The sequence below is a fragment of the Ruegeria sp. C6 genome (assembly GCF_056537625.1).
The window spans coordinates 150,555-170,267 of sequence record NZ_JBQFRW010000004.1; the positions used below are offsets into that span (position 1 = coordinate 150,555).

The following is a 19,713-nucleotide window of genomic DNA, read 5'->3' on the forward strand; positions in this document are numbered from 1 at the left end:
TGTATACCTTAGTATACATAACGGAGATCCCAGTTTCAACTGCCGCTCCACACAGATCCGGGTATGTAAACATGCCCATCTGCAAGCTTTCGCGCAGTCCGCACCAGACCAGCAGAGTTTACGTTGAAGTCCCCGTCATTCGAGAAGTCCACCAGCACATCAATCTTCCCAGAAGCGTGTTCCAGCACAACTTCAGCCGGGCTTGCCTTAGGTCGGTCCAACAACCCATCAGCGACGGTTCCGGGCGTCAAAGCACAAGACGCCATGCACTGCGCACCCGTAACGGCCATTGTCGGGTGAGTTTTCCATGGCATGAAATACCGAACTGCAAGGGTTCCGCCCTCTTTGGCTGGTGCCAACAGCCCGAATTTGGGGGTTACCGATTTCGATACATCCCCCATACCCATCAGTTCCCCGGCTTCGATCCGAACTGCCTCCATCTGGGCAAAGAAAGAGCGGTTGGCGTCCAGTTCTTCCGCGCTTTCATACCCAGTTAGTCCAAAATCGGTGGCGCGGGCCATAGCCATAGGCATCGCGACATCCATACAGGTCAGTTCGACCCCTTGCACCGTATCGCGCAGATTTCCGGTGGGCAGAAATGCACCCGTTGCCGAACCCACAACTCCCATAAAACTCAGTTGTACCGGTGCAGATTGCCCGGGAACTCCGGCAATCTCGGCATCGCCCTCATAGGCCAGTTCACCACCCGGGGTCTGCACTTTGGCAACCACTCGCGCACCCGTATTAACTGCGCGTATCCGGACCACGGTCTCATCGCCTTGAGGCTGAAACAAACCCATTTCAATTGCGGCCGGAGCGACGCCGGAAAGAATGTTTCCACAAGTTGGCTTGAAGTCGACCAGCTTTTCCTCAACCGAAACCTGCGCGAAGAAATAATCGATATCGGCCCATTCATCATCGCTGACAGATAACATGGCTACCTTGGTCGTCACAGCAGTACCGCCACCGATTCCGTCAATGTTAAACGCCTGCCCAGCCCCTAGGGCAGCGACCAGCACATCAGCCAACGTGTCCATATCCACGGGCAGGTCAGAGCGACGAAAATAGGGGCCCCGCGAAGTGCCGCCACGCATAAAAATATACGGGATTGCTGTCTGGGTCATCTCGAACCCCTCCTCTACAAACCGTCAAAAACTGTTGTGTTTTCAGCTTTGTCCGACCTGTCTGCTTCGCAGGCCGGACCTCAGTGGAGCATTCATTTCAGTGGCCATGGCAGGCTCACCATGTCTTGCAACAGTCCCGGTGGGAAATCCCGGTTCAGAGCGCCTGCCATGATGCACATGAAACCGATGCCGCAGGCTGTCAGGATCAGCGTCATCTGCCAGCTTGAACCGGCTCGAATGCGGAAGAAGGCAATCAGAAACCCGATCAGGGCTAGGATGAAACCAACAACCCACGTTGCCGCGATAAGACCTGCAAACCACGCCAACGTCGACCAAAGCCCATGCGGAGCGCTCGCATCTTCACCGGCAATTTCCTTATCGGCAAAGATTGCATCACCCTCGGGTCTCCGCATCATCTGGATCAGCAGGATCACGCAGCAGAACAAGGACACACTGCCGATCACCAACGGGATGATCTTGTCGGTCATGTTGTAGTCTGGGATCATGTTGGCGTTGATCAATGCCGCGATTAGGTAGGCCATGATCACCAGCAGGAAGATCAACGGCGCGCGCTTGCTGCCAGACTGGACTTCACCTTCGGCCATGATCATCTTAGCCTGCCGAATTCCTAAAATGACCGAAGCCACAGTGACCAAGATCAGAACAATCACGATCGGGCTGAAGACATACTCCATGCCCTCACCAAAGCTTTTGCGGAACCGGAATGAGGCAATCTGGAACGCCTGATTGGTAAACTTCTCAACCGGGTTCGACAGCACGAACCCAATAAGAAAGGCAGGGCGCGACCAATCGAACCGGCGCAGAAAGATCCCGATCAGGCCGATCACGAACAGCGCCAGAAGGTCTTCGAAGTTCTGACCGGACTGGAAGGCTGCAAAGCTGATCAGCATGAACAGGAAAGGTGCCAGATAGGTGAAGCGGATCGTTGTCAGCTTAGCGATGCCTCCGGAAGCCGCGATGCACAGGATGGTGCCCACGACGTTAGCAAGCGCCAAAAGCCAAACGATCGAATAGGTGATGTCGAGATTGTCCTTGAGCATGCTTGGACCGACCTCGATGTCGCCAGACCCCAACAGAGCCACTGCGCCGATGAAGATCGCCATCGAGCCCGAGCCGGGAATGCCGAACAGTAGCGTAGGCACCAGCCCGCCGCCTTCCTTGGCGTTGTTTGAGCTTTCCGGCCCGATGACGCCACGCACTTCGCCCTTGCCGAAGTTGCTTTTATCTTTGGTCGATTGAACCGAATGGCCGTAAGCGATCCAGTCGACGACCGAACCGCCTAGGCCGGGAATGACGCCAACGACCACCCCGATGATCGAGCAGCGAACAGACAGCCAGATATTCGCGGCCCAGTCTTTGACGCCGTCCAGCCAACCCGCCCCCAGCGAAGCCCCTTTGGCAATCGATCGATCCTGCCGCAGCAGCGAGACGATTTCGGGAACGGCAAAGATGCCCAATCCAACGATGACCAGCTTCAAACCATCTGTCAGATACGGAATGTCATAGGTTGCCATACGGAGCGAACCGCCAGCGTCCGCCTCACCAATTGTGCCAACCATCAACCCAAGCCCAGCAGCTGCGACGCCCTTTAAGGGGATGCGCCCAGCCAGAATGGCAACCATGGAAAGGCCGAGGATGGTGATCATCAGCATCTCTGGTAGACCAAACGCCAGAACGATGGGCCGCGCGACCAGAATGAACATTGTTAGGAAGGTTGCGCCGACCAAACCGCCAAACAGCGATGAAGCGAACGCGGCAGACAATGCCCGCGCGGCCTCACCCTTCTTCGCCATTGGGAAGCCGTCCAGGACAGTTGCCTGAGAGGCGGAGCTGCCGGGGATCCCCATAAGAACAGAAGCAAAGGTGTCAGAGGTCGGAACAACGGCGACCATCCCGATCATCAGCGCCAAACCAAGGATTGGGTCCATCCCGAACATGAAAGGCAGCAACAGGGACAAACCGGCAATACCGCCAAGTCCCGGGAAAACACCTACGGCCAGTCCCATAACGACACCGAGAACAAGATATCCCAGTACGATAGGTTGCAGGATCAAACCCCACGCATCATTGAGCGCAGGAAGAGCGGTGGCGAAAACCTCCATAGCGGCCGCCTTTCATATACTGTCTTGTGTTTAAAAAAGCGCGCACCCGACATTGGGGTGCGCGCTGTGGTGTGTGGGCTTAGTTCAGCTCGACACCGTAGGCTTCTTTGAGCCAGTTCAGAACGTAGCCTTTGGCATTGTCGTCGACGTTTGTCGCGGTTTGCAGCGCCGCCTTGGAACCGTCGCCCACAAATACCGGGTACTTACCGACGCGTTTGGACGAAATATCAGCAAAGTCGTCGCGCTCGGTCACAGCCTGAAACGCTGCGGTGTAGGCGTCGACCACTTCCTGTGGTGTATCACCAGGCAGAAAAGCCAACTTCTGAACCGGGAAACCCGCGACAAAGAACGCTTTCCAAGCGTCCCACGCCTCGCCACTGGTTTCACAGCCATCCGTTGCCTCGCAAACCTCTTTGAAGGTTGGAATATCAGGGAAGGTCGGGTCGCGGACGATGTTTCCATCGGCATCCAGCGCCCCCCAGGTCATCATCGGCACAGCCTGACCGGCCTCAACCAGCGGGGCGGATCCACCCAAATAGCCGGATGAGGTCTGATAGTCGATGTTAGCTTCGCCACGTTCGAACATCAGACGACCATCGCCACGGCCTTTGATGCCAAAGACTGGCTCAACGTTCATACCCAGCATTTGCCATGCCAACAGCGGCACGAGATCCAGACGCGTTGCGCCCTGCGAGCCGTAGATGAAGTTCGTGTCTTTCAACGCATTTGCGGAGCCATCAAACTTGGCACCATCTTCTGCGTTCAGATAGGCGACACCACCCGTCCCGGACGCCATAACCGGGATCCAGTCGTTGTATTCATAACGCACGCGCGGATCGCTCAGCAGATAAGGGAATTGAGTTGAACCGGAAGTGCCGAACAACAAGGTTCCATCATCGTGGCTTTGTTCCTGGAACCAGTTTGCGCCTTTGGTCGAACCAGCACCCGGCATGAATTTCACGACCACGGTCGGTTGACCCGGAAGAGCTTCGGACAGAAGCGGCGCAAAGAAGTTGGCCCATTTCGCCGAACCACCCGTTTCCGAGAACGGGATGACCCATTCGATGGTCTTGCCAGAGAAATCAACCTCGGCAGCGGCAGGTGCAGCGATACCGGCGGCGGCGATCAGCCCCACGACGGCGCGACGGGTGAAGTTGGAAATGGTCATTGGTTCCTCCCTGTTGACCAGACAATCACGTCATCGCCCCCGGCGCTACCGTGATCGCAAATAGAACTGTGGGGTTGATTCCCCCTCCCATCTGGCAATCATGGAGCGCCAACCTTGCGCGAAACTTGCAGGAGACCTAATGCGGATCGTCATAGTCGAGGACAATGAGCCACTCGCCAATGCCATTGCTTATCGCCTTCGTGACCGAGGTCATGCGGCAGATATACTGACTGACGGAGATGCGGCTGACCTTTACCTTCAACAAGAAGGCGCGGATTTGATCGTTTTGGATATCAACCTACCCGGCCGGTCAGGGTTGGACATCCTGAGGTCGCTTCGCGAACGTGGTGACAGTGCGCCCGTGATCCTGCTAACAGCGCGCACCGAAACAAGCGACCGGGTGACCGGTTTGGATATGGGCGCAGATGACTATCTGGTCAAACCCTTCGAAATGGACGAGTTAGAAGCACGCGTCCGAGCACTTTCTCGGCGCAAAGAGCTTGACTACGGAGCGCGGGAGAGCATCGGTAGCCTCGAATTCGACCGCGCATCGCGTCAGGTTAGTGTTCAGGGCGAAGTCATTGATATACCACGGCGGGAAATAGCGGTGCTTGAATGCCTGTTGGAGCGTCGGGGCAGAATTGTTCCTAAAAGCCAACTCACAGATTATGTCTATGGCGTTGGGGCCGATGTCGATGACTCAGCTGTTGAACCTCATGTGTCGCGGTTACGAAAACGCCTTCAGAATCTCGGCATTAAGATCAAGACAGCGCGCGGTCTGGGGTACCTTCTTGAGGTGCAGAAGTGATCAGGCACGGCTCCCTCAGGCTACGACTCTTCATTCTTATCCTGACACCCTTGGTGTTGCTTGCGATCCTTCTTGGGCTTTGGCGCTTTATGATTGCCCAGGAAACGGCTCAGGAGCTGTTTGACGACAGCCTGCTATCTGCCGGTCTTGCAATTTCACGAGATGTCGCGATTTCAGGAGGTGACGCACTTTCGCCCACCACGCGCAGCTTGATCCGCGACGCGTCGGGCGGAGAGATCTTTTATCATGTTACGGGCCCGGGTGGCATCTACGTGACTGGCTATGCATACCCTCCGGCACCCGCGAACCCGTCTACACAAGAGGCGAACAGGCCGCAGTTTTTCGAAGCACTCTATCGCGACGAGCCGGTGCGAGTTCTTAAGCTGACAGAACGTGTGACCATAGAAAATTTGATAGGAGATGCGACGGTCACAGTTTGGCAACGTATGGCGGATCGCAACGCGTTTGCAAATGAGCTGTCAATCCGCGCAGGAATTCTCATGGGAATCCTACTTGCCACTCTGGCATTTGTGGTATGGTTCGGAGTTGCTCGCGGCCTGCGGCCCCTCCTGGATTTACAGGACGCAATCGACCTGCGCTCCCCAGATGACCTGAGTGAGATAAAACGCCCTGTACCGGCCGAAGTTCAAGGTGTCGTCAAAACCTTGAACCGACTCTTTGGACAGGTGGAAAAAAGTATCAATGCCCATCAGGTGTTCATATCCGAAGCCGCACATCAGCTACGGAACCCGGCGGCCGCCGTTCAGTCGATGGCCGAAGCGCTTCGAGATGCGAAAACCGATAAAGACCGAGATAAGCGCATCATCGAGCTTGTTGCAGCGGCAAAGAACTCAGCAACAGTCGCTGAACAACTGCTATCACTTGAACGGCTCAGGCAACCGACGCACCAAGATCAAATGGTTGAAATTGATTTCCGCTCGGTTGTCGAAGAAGCCTGCGCAGAAATGGGAGTTCACATTCTTGCAAAAGGCATCGAGTTTGATGTCACGATGCCAGAGACGGCGGTCATAGTATCAGGTGATCAGGTGTTTCTAACTGAAGCTCTAAAGAACCTGTTAGACAATGCTGTTAAGCACGGTGGCGCTAAACTGAGCCGCATTTCAGTCGTGCTGCGTTCTGACGGCGGAAACGTTGGGCTTACTGTCGCTGATGACGGCGCTGGCCTTTCGCCCGACCAAAGCGAAGCTGCATTTAGTCGGTTCTCCCAGTTGGAATATTCCGAAGGCAGTGGCCTGGGTTTGTCAATCGTCTCTGCGGTTGCCCAGCGCCACGAAGGATCAGTCTTAATCAACCAGGTCGAAAGAGGAGCGAGCGTTACGCTTGAGCTTCCGATAATCCTTTAAATTGTTTCGTTTTTGACAAATCCGGCCCCTATCAGGATTGAAATACATTATTTAAAATTGCTGCGAATGTAGGTTTTCCGCGTCCTTTTTGCTGCGACTGAGATGTTCACTAAACGTGCCGGCCCCGCGCGAGTTGGGGGCCCGCATTGGCGATGCGTGTCGTGCCAAGATCATCGTCCTCAGGCCTACCGGTAATTTCAACTGCGACAAATGCGAGACCCTTTGGGATCAAACACTTGATCGATGAACATTTGACTGGATTTCGATCAAACGACTGATAACTTGCCTCGCAGCGGTTTTTGGTTGCAACAGCGTTGCACAGAAAATCTATTGGAGCGTGCTATTGGTAATTCCGTTTCATGTCCGGGAAATGCTTCAACGCATAAAAGCACGATTTGATGCTGACCAGATACCTCAGCAGATGGCGCCAAGCGATGCTGAGTTTTCAACCTTACGCCCATCTCGCAAGCCGACCAAGGAGATGGTCGCACGATTCTGGGAAAAGTTGAAACCAACGGCCAGCGACAAGGATCAGGCAAAAATTGCAGATTTGGCGGCTATCGAAGATGCCGAAACCTATGGCGCCAATATCGAGAATTTCATCGGGACGGTTAAGCTTCCAGTCGGGGTTATTGGCCCCTTACGCCTGAACGGAATGAACGCCAACGGCGACTTTCATGTCCCCCTCGCAACAACCGAGGCAGCGCTGGTCGCATCTTATGCCCGGGGCGCCTACGCCGCCACTCGGTCGGGCGGTATCAGTACCGCTGTTTTATACGAAGGCGTGCTGCGGACCCCGGCCTTTGTGTTCGATAGCCTGCTAAGAGCGGGGCAATTTGTGGATTGGGTGGTGACCAATGTTGACAGGCTCAAATCTGCGGCCGAAGCGACGACCCGTCATGGCAAGCTTGTATCGCTGGAGCCATTCATTGACACCAACGTCGTTTTCCTGATTTGCCGCTATACCACTGGTGATGCTGCAGGTCAGAACATGGTGACCATCGCCACCGACGCCCTTTGCCACGCAATCACGGATAGCTGTCCTGTTGCGATTGAGAACTGGTATGTCGAAGGTAATTTCTCGGGCGACAAGAAGGCCTCGGCGCTGGGGTTGGTGACGGGGCGCGGGCGGAAAGTCAGCGCCTCGGTTACGCTTCCGGCTGAGATTGTCGAAAAGACACTGGGAACGACGGTCGAGGCGATGCTGGACTATGGCCGTGTCGCCAATCTGGGCGCACATTTGTCTGGCCAGTTTGGCGCACAGGCGCATTATGCCAACGGGCTGGCTGCGTTCTATATCGCAACCGGACAGGACGCGGCCTGCGTTGCCGAAAGTGCAATGGGCGTCACGCGTATGGAACCTAGGGGCGGCGATCTATTCTGCTCGGTCACGCTTCCGAATATCCTTGTCGGCTCGGTCGGCGGCGGAACCGGTTTGCCAAGCCAGGCAGCAGCGCTGAACATACTCGGTCTACGGGGCAGCGGGTGTGGCACGGCTTTAGCCGAAGTTGCTGCGGCCACGTGCTTATGCGGCGAAATCTCCATTGTCGCCGCGATTGCTGCCGGTCATTTCACCCGCGCCCATGAGAGTCTGGCCCGCCACAGATGAGCTTTCAGAACCGATTTTGGATTTACCAATCCGAGCGCTTTCCGCTTAAGAAAACCGTCCCCCTGCTACTGGTGTTTTCCTCGGCCAGCATTTGTGTGTCTGCCCGTCTGGCAGACCGCCCCTTGCCCGAGTGGCCTGCCTTTGCCGCCGGTTTTGTGCTGGCCATGGCGCTGTTCTTCCAGATGCGGGTCTGTGACGAGTTCAAGGACGCCGAGGATGACCGACGTTACCGGCCCGACAGGCCGATCCCACGCGGATTGGTCTCACCAGGCGAAGTTTTGAGCTTGGGCTTACTGACCATTCCAATTGCACTTGCGGCTGCCCGGTTCTGGCACCCGTCGGTTTTGTGGCTGTTGGGCGCGGTTTGGATCTGGCTCGCTGCGATGACAATTGAATTCGGTGTCCCGGCCTGGCTGAAGGCCCGGCCGGTTCTGTACCTGCTCAGCCATATGGCAATCATGCCCTTGATCGATCTATTGCTGACTGGCCTCGAATGGCTGCCGGCAGGCGGCGCGGCACCCTCACTATGGCTGTTCCTGGCGTTGTCCTTTGTGAATGGCTGCGTCCTTGAGATCGGGCGGAAATTGTGGGCGCCCGAAAACGAGATTGAAGGGGTCGACACCTATTCCTCCCTATGGGGTCCGCGCCTAGCAGGACTTATCTGGATCGGCTGCGTTCTGTTATCCTACGCGCTTCTCGCCGGCACAGGAAACGCCACCGGAGTTGGTTGGCCAAGCGCCCTGATCGGCGCACTAGCGCTGGTTCCCTGCGGGGTTGCTGTATTCCACTTCAGTCAGACACCCACTGAGAAAGCACAGAACAGGATGGACACTGTTTCCGGTCTGTGGGTATTTTTCTGTTATGCCACGGCTGGTTTCCTACCCTACCTGATCGGAGCCGTAGCATGACTTTCATCGTCGACCAAATGGATGCCAATGACATCTCTGTGGTTGGAGGCAAAGCGGCAGCCCTGTCGCATCTGACACAGCACGGGTTTTCCCCGCCCGCATTCTTTGTCATCACAAATGACGCGTTTCGTATGGGGCAATCGGGCCCGATCGCGCAAAAAGGCCTGCGACTGGCTGTGTCCACCGCGCTTGAAACACTCGGGTCCGGGCCTTACGCGGTACGCAGTTCTGGCCAGTCCGAAGATGGCGTGGACCACAGCCATGCAGGACAGTTCGCAACGGTCCTGAATGTTCCCGGCAAGAGTGTGATCGCGGCGGCCAAGCAGGTTTGGCAATCCGGTTTCTCATCAACGGTCGAAACCTACCGCGCGGTCAAATCCGGTGGCGAGGCCGAGGCCCCCGCAATCATCGTGCAACGCATGATCGATGCCAAAGCGGCCGGTGTCGCCTTTTCCGCCGATCCGGTCAGTGGCCGGCGCGATGTGGTCGTGATCTCAGCGATTGACGGGCTTGCAGAGCAGCTTGTGTCGGGGGAAGCGGACGGAGAAGACTGGGTCATCGATGCAGATGGCGTACCGGAAAGCGCTCCTGACGCCCCTGCACATTTGACCGTCTCGGAGGCGCGATCCATCGCAGCCCTCGCCCGAAAGGCCGAGGTGCTATTCGTTTCTCCTCAGGACATCGAATGGGCCATTGATGCGCAAGGGCTGCATATTCTGCAGGCCCGCCCGATCACCACGGCCCTGCGCCCTGCCCCGCTCGAAGATCAGACGCTTACCATTTTCGACAATTCCAATATCGTCGAAAGCTATCCGGGCATCGTCAGTCCGCTGACTTATTCGTTTGCCCTGCACGTGTATTCTCAGGTATATCGAGCTTTCGTTAGGCTGCTGGGCGTGTCCCGGCACACGGTCGCGCTGAACCCCACTGTGTTTGACAATTTACTGGGGCGGGTGGACGGGCGCGCCTATTACAATCTGATCAACTGGTATCGCGCGCTGGCACTGTTGCCCGGGTTTTCACTGAACCGCGACTATATGGAAACGATGATGGGCGTTTCTGAACCGATGCCGCGTGAGGTCACGGATGCTCTTGCCCCACCCCCCACCACCGGCTGGCGCAAGGTCGTGGAGTACGCGAAACTGGCCAAGGTTGCGGGCGGCCTGATCTGGCAGGCCATCCGCCTACCGCAGACCCGGCGTGATTTTTACCGCAGGCTGAACGACATATTACAGACGGGGCTGAACGTGGATGCCTCTAACGCGACCCAACTGGCCGCGGAATACCGGCGCATTGAAAGCACTCTGCTGGATCGGTGGGATGCCCCGCTGATCAACGATTTCTTGTGCATGATTGCCTTTGGCGGCTCGCGCAACCTGCTGCAAAAATGGCTGGGCGAGGCCGGGTTGACCCTGCACAACGACCTCATGATCGGGCAAGGTGATATCGTTTCGGCGGAACCCGCGCAACGCATCGCCCGGATGGGAGAGTTGGTTCGGCAGGCAGGGCTTGCCGCTCCTTTGAAGGCCAATGCACATCTGTCGGTTTTGTCAGGACACCGACAAATCGAAGCCGAGGTTGATGCGTATCTTGAGAAGTTCGGCGACCGGTGTACGGAAGAGCTCAAGCTGGAAAGCGTTCCGTTGCGCGATGACCCGAACAGTCTGTTGCTGGCCATTGCAGCCAGCGCTGAACGTCCACCTGCCGGGCGTCAGGACGGCGATGAACCGGACTGGAAGGCTCTGTTTCCGTCAAACCCACTCAAACGGTACTTCGCCAATTGGATTTTAGGCTGGACCAAGGCGCGGGTGCGCGACCGAGAAAACCTGCGCTTTGAACGCACGCGCATATTTGGTTATGCGCGGCGCGTGTTTCTGGGCATCGGCCGCGAATTCGCTGCGCGTGACCTGCTTTCATCGCCAAAGGATGTATTCTTCCTGACAACACATGAAGTTCTCGGAGCAGTCGAAGGTTATAGCCTGTCACCCGATCTGAAAGGCATCGTTGCGCAGCGCAAACTGGAAGACGAAGCCTCGTCCCGACGCCCCGACCCGCCGGAACGCATCGAAATCCGTGGCCCCGCCATCGCGCCGGTCTGGTCCGAGAGCGCAGACGCCGAGGTGGACCCTGCACGGATGAAGCAGGGCACGGGCTGTTCCGCAGGTCGGATCAAGGCGCGCGCGCGCGTGATCCGCGACCCGCGCACCGAGGCCTTAATCCCCGGAGATATACTCGTGGCGCGCCACACCGATCCGGGCTGGATCGCCGTATTCTCGAACGCATCCGCCATCGTCGTCGAACGGGGATCTCTGTTGTCACATTCTGCGATTGTCGCACGCGAACTAGGTATCCCCTGCGTGGTTGGCCTGAAAGGCGCCACCAACTGGATCGAAGATGGTGAGATGATCCGGGTCGACGGGGCAAGCGGTGCGGTGGAACGCTGCGATGGGTAGCAGTGAGATTGAGAAAAAGGCGGATTTCGACCATATCCGCTATGCCCAACTGTGGGAAGACGCGGATGTTCTTACCTCCGCCTTGGGCGATTGTGCGGGCAAGACATTGGTCTCCATCTGCTCTGCCGGGGATAATGCGCTGGCAATGCTGACACTCGATCCCGCGCGCATTGTCGTTCTGGATCTTTCACCGGCCCAGCTGGCCTGCCTTAAGCTCAGGATCGCGGCCTATAAGGTGCTGACCCATCCCGAATTCATTGAACTCACCGGCTCGCGGCGAAGTACCCGACGGGGCGCATTGCTGAACCAGGTTTTGGAAGCCACAGATGCCGAAACGCGCGCTTTCTGGCGGACTCTGATCACGGGAGTCGAAAAACACGGCATCGGTGGCGTCGGCAAGTTCGAGCGCTATTTTCGCATCTTTCGAACTTGGCTACTGCCTCTTGTGCATTCACGCCGAACGATTGACGCAGTGTTTGTACCCCGCTCGCCCGCAGAGCGACAGTCGTTCTTCGACACACGGTTCAACACGGTGCGATGGCGTCTTTTGCTGAACATCTTCTTCTCTCGCCTCGTCATGGGCCGCATGGGCCGGGACAGTGCGTTTTTCGACCATGTAGAGGGTAGCCCGGCCCAACATGTCGCCCGCCGCATCCGTCATGCGGGAGTCACCACCGATCCCTCGCAAAATCCCTATCTGCACTGGATTCTCAAAGGCGATCATGGCGACGCGCTGCCAATGGCGTGGCGTCCCGAGCATTATGAGACAATCCGATCCCGGTTGGATCGTCTAGACATCCGCCTTGGATCGCTTGAGGCTTTTGTGTCAACCGACGAAAAAGCCAGAGGATTCAACCTGTCCGACATCTTCGAGTACATGTCGCCCGAGACCTTCCATCAGGTTTACGGGTCGATCCTGACCGCTGCGGAGCCAAATGCCCGACTAGTCTATTGGAACATGATGGCACCCCGGAGGGTTCCGCCGGAATTCAGAAACAAGGTTGAAACCCTGACCGACATCGAAACACAGCAGAAGGCCCGCGACATGGCATTCTTCTATTCGGATTTCGTCGTCGAAGAGTTTCAATCGTGACTGTTATTGGGCAGATTCTGCTGGCGGCGGGGTCGGTGCTGGCTCTGGTCGGCGTAATGATGATTATACGCAATCTGGCTAATACAGCGGGCCTGAAACCCGAAGTGCAGCGCAAGCTTATGCATGTCAGCACCGGCCTCTTTACGTTGCTGCTGCCCTGGTTGTTTCCCGATCGCTGGCCGGTTTACATGCTGATTGCGGCCACAATCCTGGTGATGCTGGTGCTACGCCTGCCTCGTTTTTCGTCGGGTCTGGGTGCAACTTTGCATGGTGTGGATCGTACGTCCTACGGCGACTTTCTGCTCGCCCTGTCAGTTGGGCTTTGCTTTCTGCTAGCCGGGGAAAACACGCTGTTCTACATACTGCCAATCGCCGTTCTGACACTCGCGGATGCAGCCGCTGCGCTTGCCGGGACCACGTATGGAACCAAACGCTACGTGGTAGAAGATGGCGACAAGAGCTTAGAAGGATCAGTGGTATTTTTTGTCGTAACACTATTGGTTGCGATCATCTGCTTCTTGTTCTTATCGAAACTCCCGCCATCTAACATCATGATGTTGTGCCTTATGGTTGCGGCTTTTGGCACATTGGTCGAGGCACAAAGCTGGCGCGGGTTTGACAACCTGTTCCTGCCGCTTGGCTTGTTGATTTTCCTAAACGGCCACTATTTCAGCTCTTTGGCAGAGCTCGCCCTGTTGGCCGCCATGTTCTTTGCCGCCCTTGCCAGTTTCGGCGTAGTGGGAACCAAACTGGGCCTGAGCAAACATGCGACCCGTGTCTATGTTGTCGCGGTTTTTTTGCTGCTGGCCGCCGCAAAGCTGCAGAACACAGTACTGCCGATCATGGTTCTTGCCGCACATGGCTGGGCGCGTACCGCTTCTCCTTGTGACAGTAAGTACCCCGATCTGGATATCATAGCCGCCTTGGGGCTTTTGGGGTTCGGTTGGCTTGCGGCTGGAAATGCAACGGGATGGGATGCGGTTTCCTTCTTTGGGCTCAGCGCGATGGGGCTGGCTATGGGCCTCGCTGCTGTGGCGCTGCGTCCCATTCCTATTGTGATACCACTTGCTGCGGCTGTCCTGTTTCTTATTCGGACATGGGCTGTTTCCCTGAATTCTGAACAGTCGAACTGGGCCGAGCCGCTGACGGTACTGGCCCTGTTTTCATTAGCTTGTTCAGTCGCTGCGCCGTTGCTCCGACCACATTGGTTCGAAAAAGATCGGGTGCTCAGGCTGACGCTGTTGGCCCTCGCGCCGCCGTTGCTTTACTACGTTTGGATCGTTGCTGGATCGCTAAGTGCTGGGTTCTTTGCCGGAGTTTTTTCATGACCAAAGAGATCATCAGAACGGCGGATGCGAAGCTGACCGTTTATCTGAACGGTCCGAACTGGGAAGGCGCGCGCGCCGCGACCTTCGGCGATTTTTCCTGCAAAACGTCCGAAGCCGGTGCCGAAATCCTGCGCAAAGGGATCGAGAGGGTGCAAGACGCAGGCCTGGATCGCATCATCGGGCCGATGTCAGGCGATACCTGGCACAGTTACCGGTTCGTCTCGGTCAGCGACGGGTCCGCTCCGTTCCTGATGGAGCCCACCAACAAACCGCATGAGCTTGAGGTGTTCCGATCCGCAGGATTCAGCGAGATCAGCCGCTATTTCTCGGCTCGGGTGTCGCTGCAAGCCGCAACCGGGTCAGCACCGCCGGAAAGCGACGGGTTCGTGGTGGAAGAGTGGGACGGAACAGACCCCGAGGCGCTGTTTCGTCAGGTCTTCGACCTGTCAACTCGCGCATTTTCCGGCAACGCGTTCTACAAACCGATATCCGAGGCAGATTTCCTGGCCATGTATATGCCGGTTGTGCCGATGATGAAGCGCGAGCTGATCCTTTTTGCGCGCCGCCATGACGGGACATTGGCCGGGTTTCTGTTTGGCATTCCCAATTATGCCGAAGGCCCCAATCCGGCATCCGTAATCCTCAAGACCTATGCAAGTCTCGAACCGGGCGCCGGACGGCATCTGGCTCACCGGTTTCACAAGGCGGCGCTCAGGATGGGGTACGAAACCGCCATTCATGCGCTGATCCATGATGACAACACCTCCGCCGAGCGCAGTGCAGCGGAAGGCGCGACAATATTCCGGCGCTATACTTTGCTTGGACGGAAGCTGAATGGCTGACCTGCTGTCCCAATTCGCCGCGGCGGTTAAACGGGTTCCTGACCGGACAGCCATAGTGGACAGCAAGGGCCGCGAGATCACCTTTCAAACCCTGCACACGCGCGTTCAGCACTTGGCAGGTCGGTGGCAGGACAAGGGTATCCAGTCAGGTGATCGCGTGTTGTTGGCCATGCCTGTCAACGCGGACCTATATGCGAGTCTGGCTGCGCTTTGGACCCTTGGCGCAACCGTTGTCTTACCAGAGCCAGCCTTGGGGCTGGCCGGTCTGCGCCACGCCGCCCGAACAACGAAGCCAAAAGCGTTCTGTGCAGCGGGTGCGTATTCTTTGCTGAAGTTTCTGGTTCCGGATCTCTGGACCCTGCCCGTGCTGACGCCTGGTAAAAGCCGCGGTAACCCGGTGGCGCAAAAGGTACAACCGGACGATATCGCCCTTATTTCCTTTACCTCTGGGTCAACCGGCCAGCCCAAAGCCATTCCGCGCTCGCACGCGTTTTTGATGGCGCAGCACGATGCCATCGCACACCTGCTCGACAGCCGTATGGCCGAGCGCGATCTGGTGGCCTTTCCGGTGTTCACGCTGATCAATCTGGCGGCCGGGCGCACAAGTGTTTTACCCAACTGGAGGTTCAGCAAGCTGGACCGCATGTCGACTGTGCAGTTGGAAAGCTGGCTTCAAACGCAACAGATCACCCGGGCCCTCATCCCACCATCGCTATGTGAAAAACTGGTTCAATCCGACGATACCGGTCCGTTGCACACGGTGTTCACCGGCGGCGGTCCGGTGTTTCCGAGTCTTGTCGAGGCGTTGAGAACCCGGCACAGCCTGTCGGTTGTGTGCGTTTATGGGTCGACCGAGGCTGAACCGATTGCCCATCTTGACGCCGCGGATATCACGGTGAAGGATCACCACGACATGGCTGTTGGAAGGGGTCTACTTGTGGGATACCCGGTGCCCGAAATCACGCTCCGCATCCGCGACAATGAAATTCAGGTCGCCGGCGCACATGTGAATGACGGGTATTTGGACCCGACCCACTCGAAGAACAATAAAATCGAAGAAGGTGGTGTCATTTGGCACCGGACCGGTGACGCTGGCGCGCTGGATGATGACGGGCGTTTATGGTTATGGGGGCGCGTCGGGTCCGAAATTGAAGTCTTTTCAGGTACGCTCTTCCCCTTTGCTATCGAAGTCGCGGCACAGAGATGGCCAGGTGTAGATCGATGCGCGCTCGTCAATACCAAAGCAGGCCCCACACTTTGCGTCCAAGGTTCCGCGGATCACATCGACGATTGGACTAAATCTGCGCTTGGTTTTGGCGTTCCAAATGTGATTTCGATTAAGAACATCCCTATGGACAAGCGTCATGCCTCCAAAGTCGATCGTACGAAACTTGCACGCATCATAGAAACCTGACGCAATATGTCTCGTAGGCCACTGAACCTGCCCAACTCATCGCTCCCGTCGCTATGCACGTTAACAGAGGACTGAGTGTAGCGACGAAGTCATTGTTTTAGAATTTCCAATCAAAACCTGCACACCTTGTTCAGGGGAAATCTGCAATTGCCAGTTACATCTGGCCGCATGAAACATATAATCGCAGATACACTGTTAGGGTGCGCCCCGGCGAACGGTTGATACCCATTTCATTGCACAAAGATGTTCAGCTTGACGCGTCATCCAAATCCGTCCCAAACCTCAAGCGTTTATAACCCAGATCTACTAGCGGGTTTTCTTCTATGCCGCTGCAAGAATCTCAATTAAGCTCACCCACACAATCACGACTAAAAACTGCGCGCTCGCGAACTTTGCTGCTCTGCATTTTAAATTGAATAAGCTGTTGTAATGCGTCGATGAACATAAAAGATTGAAATAGAGTTCTCTTGGTTCGGTAGCTTCAGATACCCAGGAGAAACGAGCATGGGGAAAGCAGATATGACAAAACCTACTTCCGCTCAGAAAAAACTCTCGGAACGGTTACCAGTTTATCTATCGTTGGCCTGTATCATATGCAGCTACCTTGTCTCCGCCGCTTCATTGCAAGCTTCTGAGCTTCCCTGGATCAAACTAGATAGAGAGGTTCAGGCGCCATCGGGCGCCAAATCACTCTGCAAAGATTATTCGTGGGCGTGCGCGAATACTCGTACCTCTGGTCTGCCAGAAGCGCAGGAGAAACAGATCGTTAAAGCGATTAACTTGCGCGTCAATCGGAGGATCCGCGCCGTTTCGGATCAAAACCAATACGGGACAAAGGAATACTGGACACTACCAATGCAGGGGTCGGGGGATTGCGAAGATTTCGCTTTGCAAAAGAAGTTTGAACTAATGCAGAACGGCTTGGATCCTACGAAGCTACTTATTGCAACTGTCTTAGACACCAATCGCAGTGGCCATGCAGTTTTAGTTTATCGCTCGAGTGAAGGCGATTTGATTCTGGACAATGTCACCAACAGGATCAAATCGTGGAAGGAAACGAGGTATCTTTTCCTACGAATACAGGACCCAAATCACCCTGATCGTTGGGTACAGGTTTCTAGCGGCTAAAAACAATGTGGCGCGCCTTCGAGACGCGCCACAATAAAATTTTGGTCCTGCGGCTACTGGTTGTTTCGCGGCAACCCAAGTTTGGGACACCGCTTCAAACTTTGGTCAAGCTTTCGCAGCGTTGTACAAACGCGGAGTCACCAGACCTGTACTATTCAAACCGCGCATCGCCTTGGCTGCCGCAAGCACTGCCAGATCAGCAATCGGCTCAATGACGATTACCAGCATATAAGCACCGCCAAAGGATAGAACCGACGCCATGGTTTCTGCGCCGAAACCCTGGCCGTAGAAGGCCCAGAACCCAACCCATGCGACTACTCCTCCCTGATACGTCGCACTCAGCGCAAGAGCTTGGCCATATTTGAGATCAACATATGCTGTGCCGGGTGCGATGATGCGGCTGGCCAGTGCTTGTAGCGCAAATAGCGGCACCAGCAGAGTGGTCAGGTTGATGAAGTACTGCGGAAGATCGAACGGGGCAAAAAACACACCCTGAATCAGGAGACCAGCTGCCAATCCAAAAGCCGCGGGTGCAGCACCGAGAAGCAGAAACAACGTCGACCCCAGGATGAAGTGGACTTCAGAGACACCAACCGGGAAATGCGGCAGGACTTCGAAGAAAAGGAAAACCCCAACGGTGGCGAGCACCGAGCGCATAACGAAAGATGCAGGTCCATTCGCACGCAATGTGGAAAACGTTTCTTTCGCTGCGTAAGTAGCCGCACCTGCGGCGGTAACATAGGAAAGCGCGATTTTGGCACCATTCACGATGCCCGGTTCGATATGCATGTTCTTTCTCCCTACCGCCTCACCCGGCGGCTTGTCAGGTTGAATCGACCGTAAGGCCGACAGGTTCAGTCTGGGCATAGCCCGGCGCTTTACGGCAGGTCTCCTGACTCGCGGGTGCTCGCTCCGCCAACCTTCCCGGTTCCATTACGAACCAGTGGTGTCTTGGCATCGCTCTCCGCTCACAGTTGCGGGGGCAGTTACGGAATTGGCGCCATTGAAAACACCGAACCGTATTCCCTTTTAATCCTTTTGGCTTCCGCCATCAGGAACCGAAAACAAATCACCGCTACAATGGCGGCTTCGCCTGTGTCAATTGTCTTTGCGACCTATTCCAATGTAAACTCGACCGAAGCAGGATTCACGCAACTGGTCACGTGATCAACTGGGTAATCCAAGCGTTACCTGAAACCTCTTGAAGCTCTAGCTGCTAGAGGCTTTAAGATTCGAATTAATTCGCGATAGTGCGATCCAAATACGTTAAACTTGTGAACCAGGACGAGACCTATGCTTACAAGGCGCCATTTCATTCAATCCACCACAGCGCTGTTCTCGGCGTCTGCGGCCAGTCCATTGATCGCCAAAACTTGGCCAACCGCATCGCAGAAGACCTATTGGGACAGTCAGGTCACGCCAATTGGTTACGATCCAATGACCTCAAATCCGTGGGGTGTTCATGACCGTTTTTTACCAAGACGCGTCGCGGCAAATGATGGTTTGGTTCCAGGTGACATCCATGTGGATGCCGTCGCGCGCTATCTCTACCATATCGAAGAAGGCGGGACCGCAATGCGCTATGGCGTAGCGATCGCGCGCGGGAACCTTTACGAGCCCGGCACCTATGTTATCCGCCGAAAGGTCGAATGGCCACACTGGACACCAACCGCTTCAATGATCGAGCGCAACCCCGAATACGCGGAATTCCGGAATGGCATGGAGCCCGGGCCGAATAATGCTCTCGGCTCTCGTGCCCTTTATCTATACGTTGGAGACCGAGACACATATCTCAGAATTCACGGCACGCCTGAGCCAAGAAGCATCGGCGGTCGCGCAAGTTCCGGATGTGTGAGAATGATCATGGCCCATATCAATGACCTCTACCCAAACGTGAAAACCGGCTCGACCGCTTTCCTATACTCTGCCGAAGATAGCGTCACAGCCCGCTCATGAATATTGGGCAGCGTACATGGACGTCGCTGCCCTCATTTCGATCAGGCGTCGCGCGCAATGCAGATCGGAGCGCCATTCGTCGCGCGCAATGGTACCAATGTCGTCTCGACGGGTCCGCTGTGCTCATACCAAAAGCAATTGTCTTCGGGCAGGAGGCGCGCTGTGGTCAAATCCTGCGCCGGCCCTGCCAGCGCTACGACCGAATCTGGCACGTTGCCTGGTTCAAGTGCTTTGCTTTTGGCCCCGGTGAACTGGGCTGAGCAACCAGCCGTAATCGAGACTAACGTGATGGTAATTGCGATCCGTTTCTGCATTGATCTGTTCCAAATTTTTTGCGTCACCTGCAATTAGATTGCATCCACACGGCCGGCCCGCAAGACGAAATGAACTAACAA

General features: G+C 56.0%; 16 protein-coding genes and 1 riboswitch. Of the genes, 11 read left to right on the plus strand and 5 right to left on the minus strand.

Annotation, left to right across the window (positions count from 1 at the left end; all coding sequences use genetic code 11):
• Positions 1–35: 35 nt before the first annotated feature.
• The 3 genes from ACR0MJ_RS14620 to ACR0MJ_RS14630 all read right to left on the minus strand — a co-directional run bounded on the left by ACR0MJ_RS14620 (position 36) and on the right by ACR0MJ_RS14630 (position 4,415).
• Entirely contained in the window at positions 36–1,124 is a 1,089-nt protein-coding gene (locus tag ACR0MJ_RS14620; RefSeq protein WP_170402499.1) for a 4-oxalomesaconate tautomerase, read from the minus strand.
• A gap of 92 nt (positions 1,125–1,216) precedes the next feature.
• On the minus strand, positions 1,217–3,247 hold the full coding sequence (locus tag ACR0MJ_RS14625; protein WP_170402503.1) for a tripartite tricarboxylate transporter permease: 2,031 nt from the start codon (positions 3,245–3,247) through the stop codon (positions 1,217–1,219).
• A gap of 79 nt (positions 3,248–3,326) precedes the next feature.
• A complete protein-coding gene (locus ACR0MJ_RS14630) occupies positions 3,327–4,415 on the minus strand; it encodes a tricarboxylate transporter (protein WP_480761480.1) in 1,089 nt (362 codons plus the stop codon).
• Positions 4,416–4,554: 139 nt separating this feature from the next.
• On the opposite strand from ACR0MJ_RS14630, the gene ACR0MJ_RS14635 reads away from it, so the two are divergent.
• From ACR0MJ_RS14635 to ACR0MJ_RS14680, 10 genes are all read left to right on the plus strand, one after another.
• A complete protein-coding gene (locus ACR0MJ_RS14635) occupies positions 4,555–5,223 on the plus strand; it encodes a response regulator transcription factor (protein WP_170392736.1) in 669 nt (222 codons plus the stop codon).
• A gap of 53 nt (positions 5,224–5,276) precedes the next feature.
• On the plus strand, positions 5,277–6,587 hold the full coding sequence (locus ACR0MJ_RS14640; RefSeq protein ID WP_480761482.1) for a sensor histidine kinase: 1,311 nt from the start codon (positions 5,277–5,279) through the stop codon (positions 6,585–6,587).
• Between the two features lie 370 nt (positions 6,588–6,957).
• Complete coding sequence (locus ACR0MJ_RS14645) at positions 6,958–8,196, plus strand: hydroxymethylglutaryl-CoA reductase (protein WP_480761483.1); 1,239 nt, start codon at positions 6,958–6,960, stop codon at positions 8,194–8,196.
• Positions 8,193–9,104: a UbiA family prenyltransferase gene (locus ACR0MJ_RS14650; RefSeq protein ID WP_480761484.1), complete on the plus strand. Its 912-nt coding sequence runs from the start codon at positions 8,193–8,195 to the stop codon at positions 9,102–9,104. The genes ACR0MJ_RS14645 and ACR0MJ_RS14650 overlap by 4 nt, the downstream gene beginning before the upstream one ends.
• On the plus strand, positions 9,101–11,557 hold the full coding sequence (locus ACR0MJ_RS14655) for a PEP/pyruvate-binding domain-containing protein (RefSeq protein WP_480761485.1): 2,457 nt from the start codon (positions 9,101–9,103) through the stop codon (positions 11,555–11,557). Before ACR0MJ_RS14650 ends, ACR0MJ_RS14655 begins: the two co-directional genes overlap by 4 nt.
• Positions 11,550–12,650, plus strand: coding sequence for a BtaA family protein (locus tag ACR0MJ_RS14660; protein WP_480761488.1), 1,101 nt, complete (start codon positions 11,550–11,552; stop codon positions 12,648–12,650). The genes ACR0MJ_RS14655 and ACR0MJ_RS14660 overlap by 8 nt, the downstream gene beginning before the upstream one ends.
• The gene (locus ACR0MJ_RS14665) at positions 12,647–13,978 is read left to right on the plus strand and encodes a hypothetical protein (RefSeq protein ID WP_480761489.1); all 1,332 of its coding nucleotides are present in this window, start codon (positions 12,647–12,649) and stop codon (positions 13,976–13,978) included. Before ACR0MJ_RS14660 ends, ACR0MJ_RS14665 begins: the two co-directional genes overlap by 4 nt.
• Positions 13,975–14,820 carry a hypothetical protein gene (locus tag ACR0MJ_RS14670; protein ID WP_480761490.1) on the plus strand — a complete coding sequence of 282 codons (846 nt, stop codon included), beginning with the start codon at positions 13,975–13,977 and terminating at the stop codon, positions 14,818–14,820. Before ACR0MJ_RS14665 ends, ACR0MJ_RS14670 begins: the two co-directional genes overlap by 4 nt.
• Positions 14,813–16,234, plus strand: coding sequence for an AMP-binding protein (locus ACR0MJ_RS14675; protein WP_480761491.1), 1,422 nt, complete (start codon positions 14,813–14,815; stop codon positions 16,232–16,234). The genes ACR0MJ_RS14670 and ACR0MJ_RS14675 overlap by 8 nt, the downstream gene beginning before the upstream one ends.
• Before the next feature lie 504 nt (positions 16,235–16,738).
• Entirely contained in the window at positions 16,739–17,362 is a 624-nt protein-coding gene (locus tag ACR0MJ_RS14680; protein WP_255611833.1) for a transglutaminase-like cysteine peptidase, read from the plus strand.
• A 105-nt stretch (positions 17,363–17,467) separates the two neighbouring features.
• On the opposite strand, the gene ACR0MJ_RS14685 is transcribed toward ACR0MJ_RS14680, so the two are convergent.
• The gene (locus ACR0MJ_RS14685) at positions 17,468–18,151 is read right to left on the minus strand and encodes an energy-coupling factor ABC transporter permease (RefSeq protein ID WP_170392744.1); all 684 of its coding nucleotides are present in this window, start codon (positions 18,149–18,151) and stop codon (positions 17,468–17,470) included.
• 76 nt (positions 18,152–18,227) lie between these two features.
• Positions 18,228–18,440, minus strand: a riboswitch (cobalamin riboswitch).
• Positions 18,441–18,655: 215 nt separating this feature from the next.
• Between ACR0MJ_RS14685 and ACR0MJ_RS14690 the strand changes: the two genes are divergently transcribed.
• Complete coding sequence (locus ACR0MJ_RS14690) at positions 18,656–19,318, plus strand: L,D-transpeptidase (protein WP_170402530.1); 663 nt, start codon at positions 18,656–18,658, stop codon at positions 19,316–19,318.
• 41 nt (positions 19,319–19,359) lie between these two features.
• Here the strand turns inward: ACR0MJ_RS14690 and ACR0MJ_RS14695 are convergent, their stop codons facing one another.
• Complete coding sequence (locus ACR0MJ_RS14695; protein ID WP_170392939.1) at positions 19,360–19,632, minus strand: hypothetical protein; 273 nt, start codon at positions 19,630–19,632, stop codon at positions 19,360–19,362.
• Positions 19,633–19,713 lie beyond the last annotated feature (81 nt).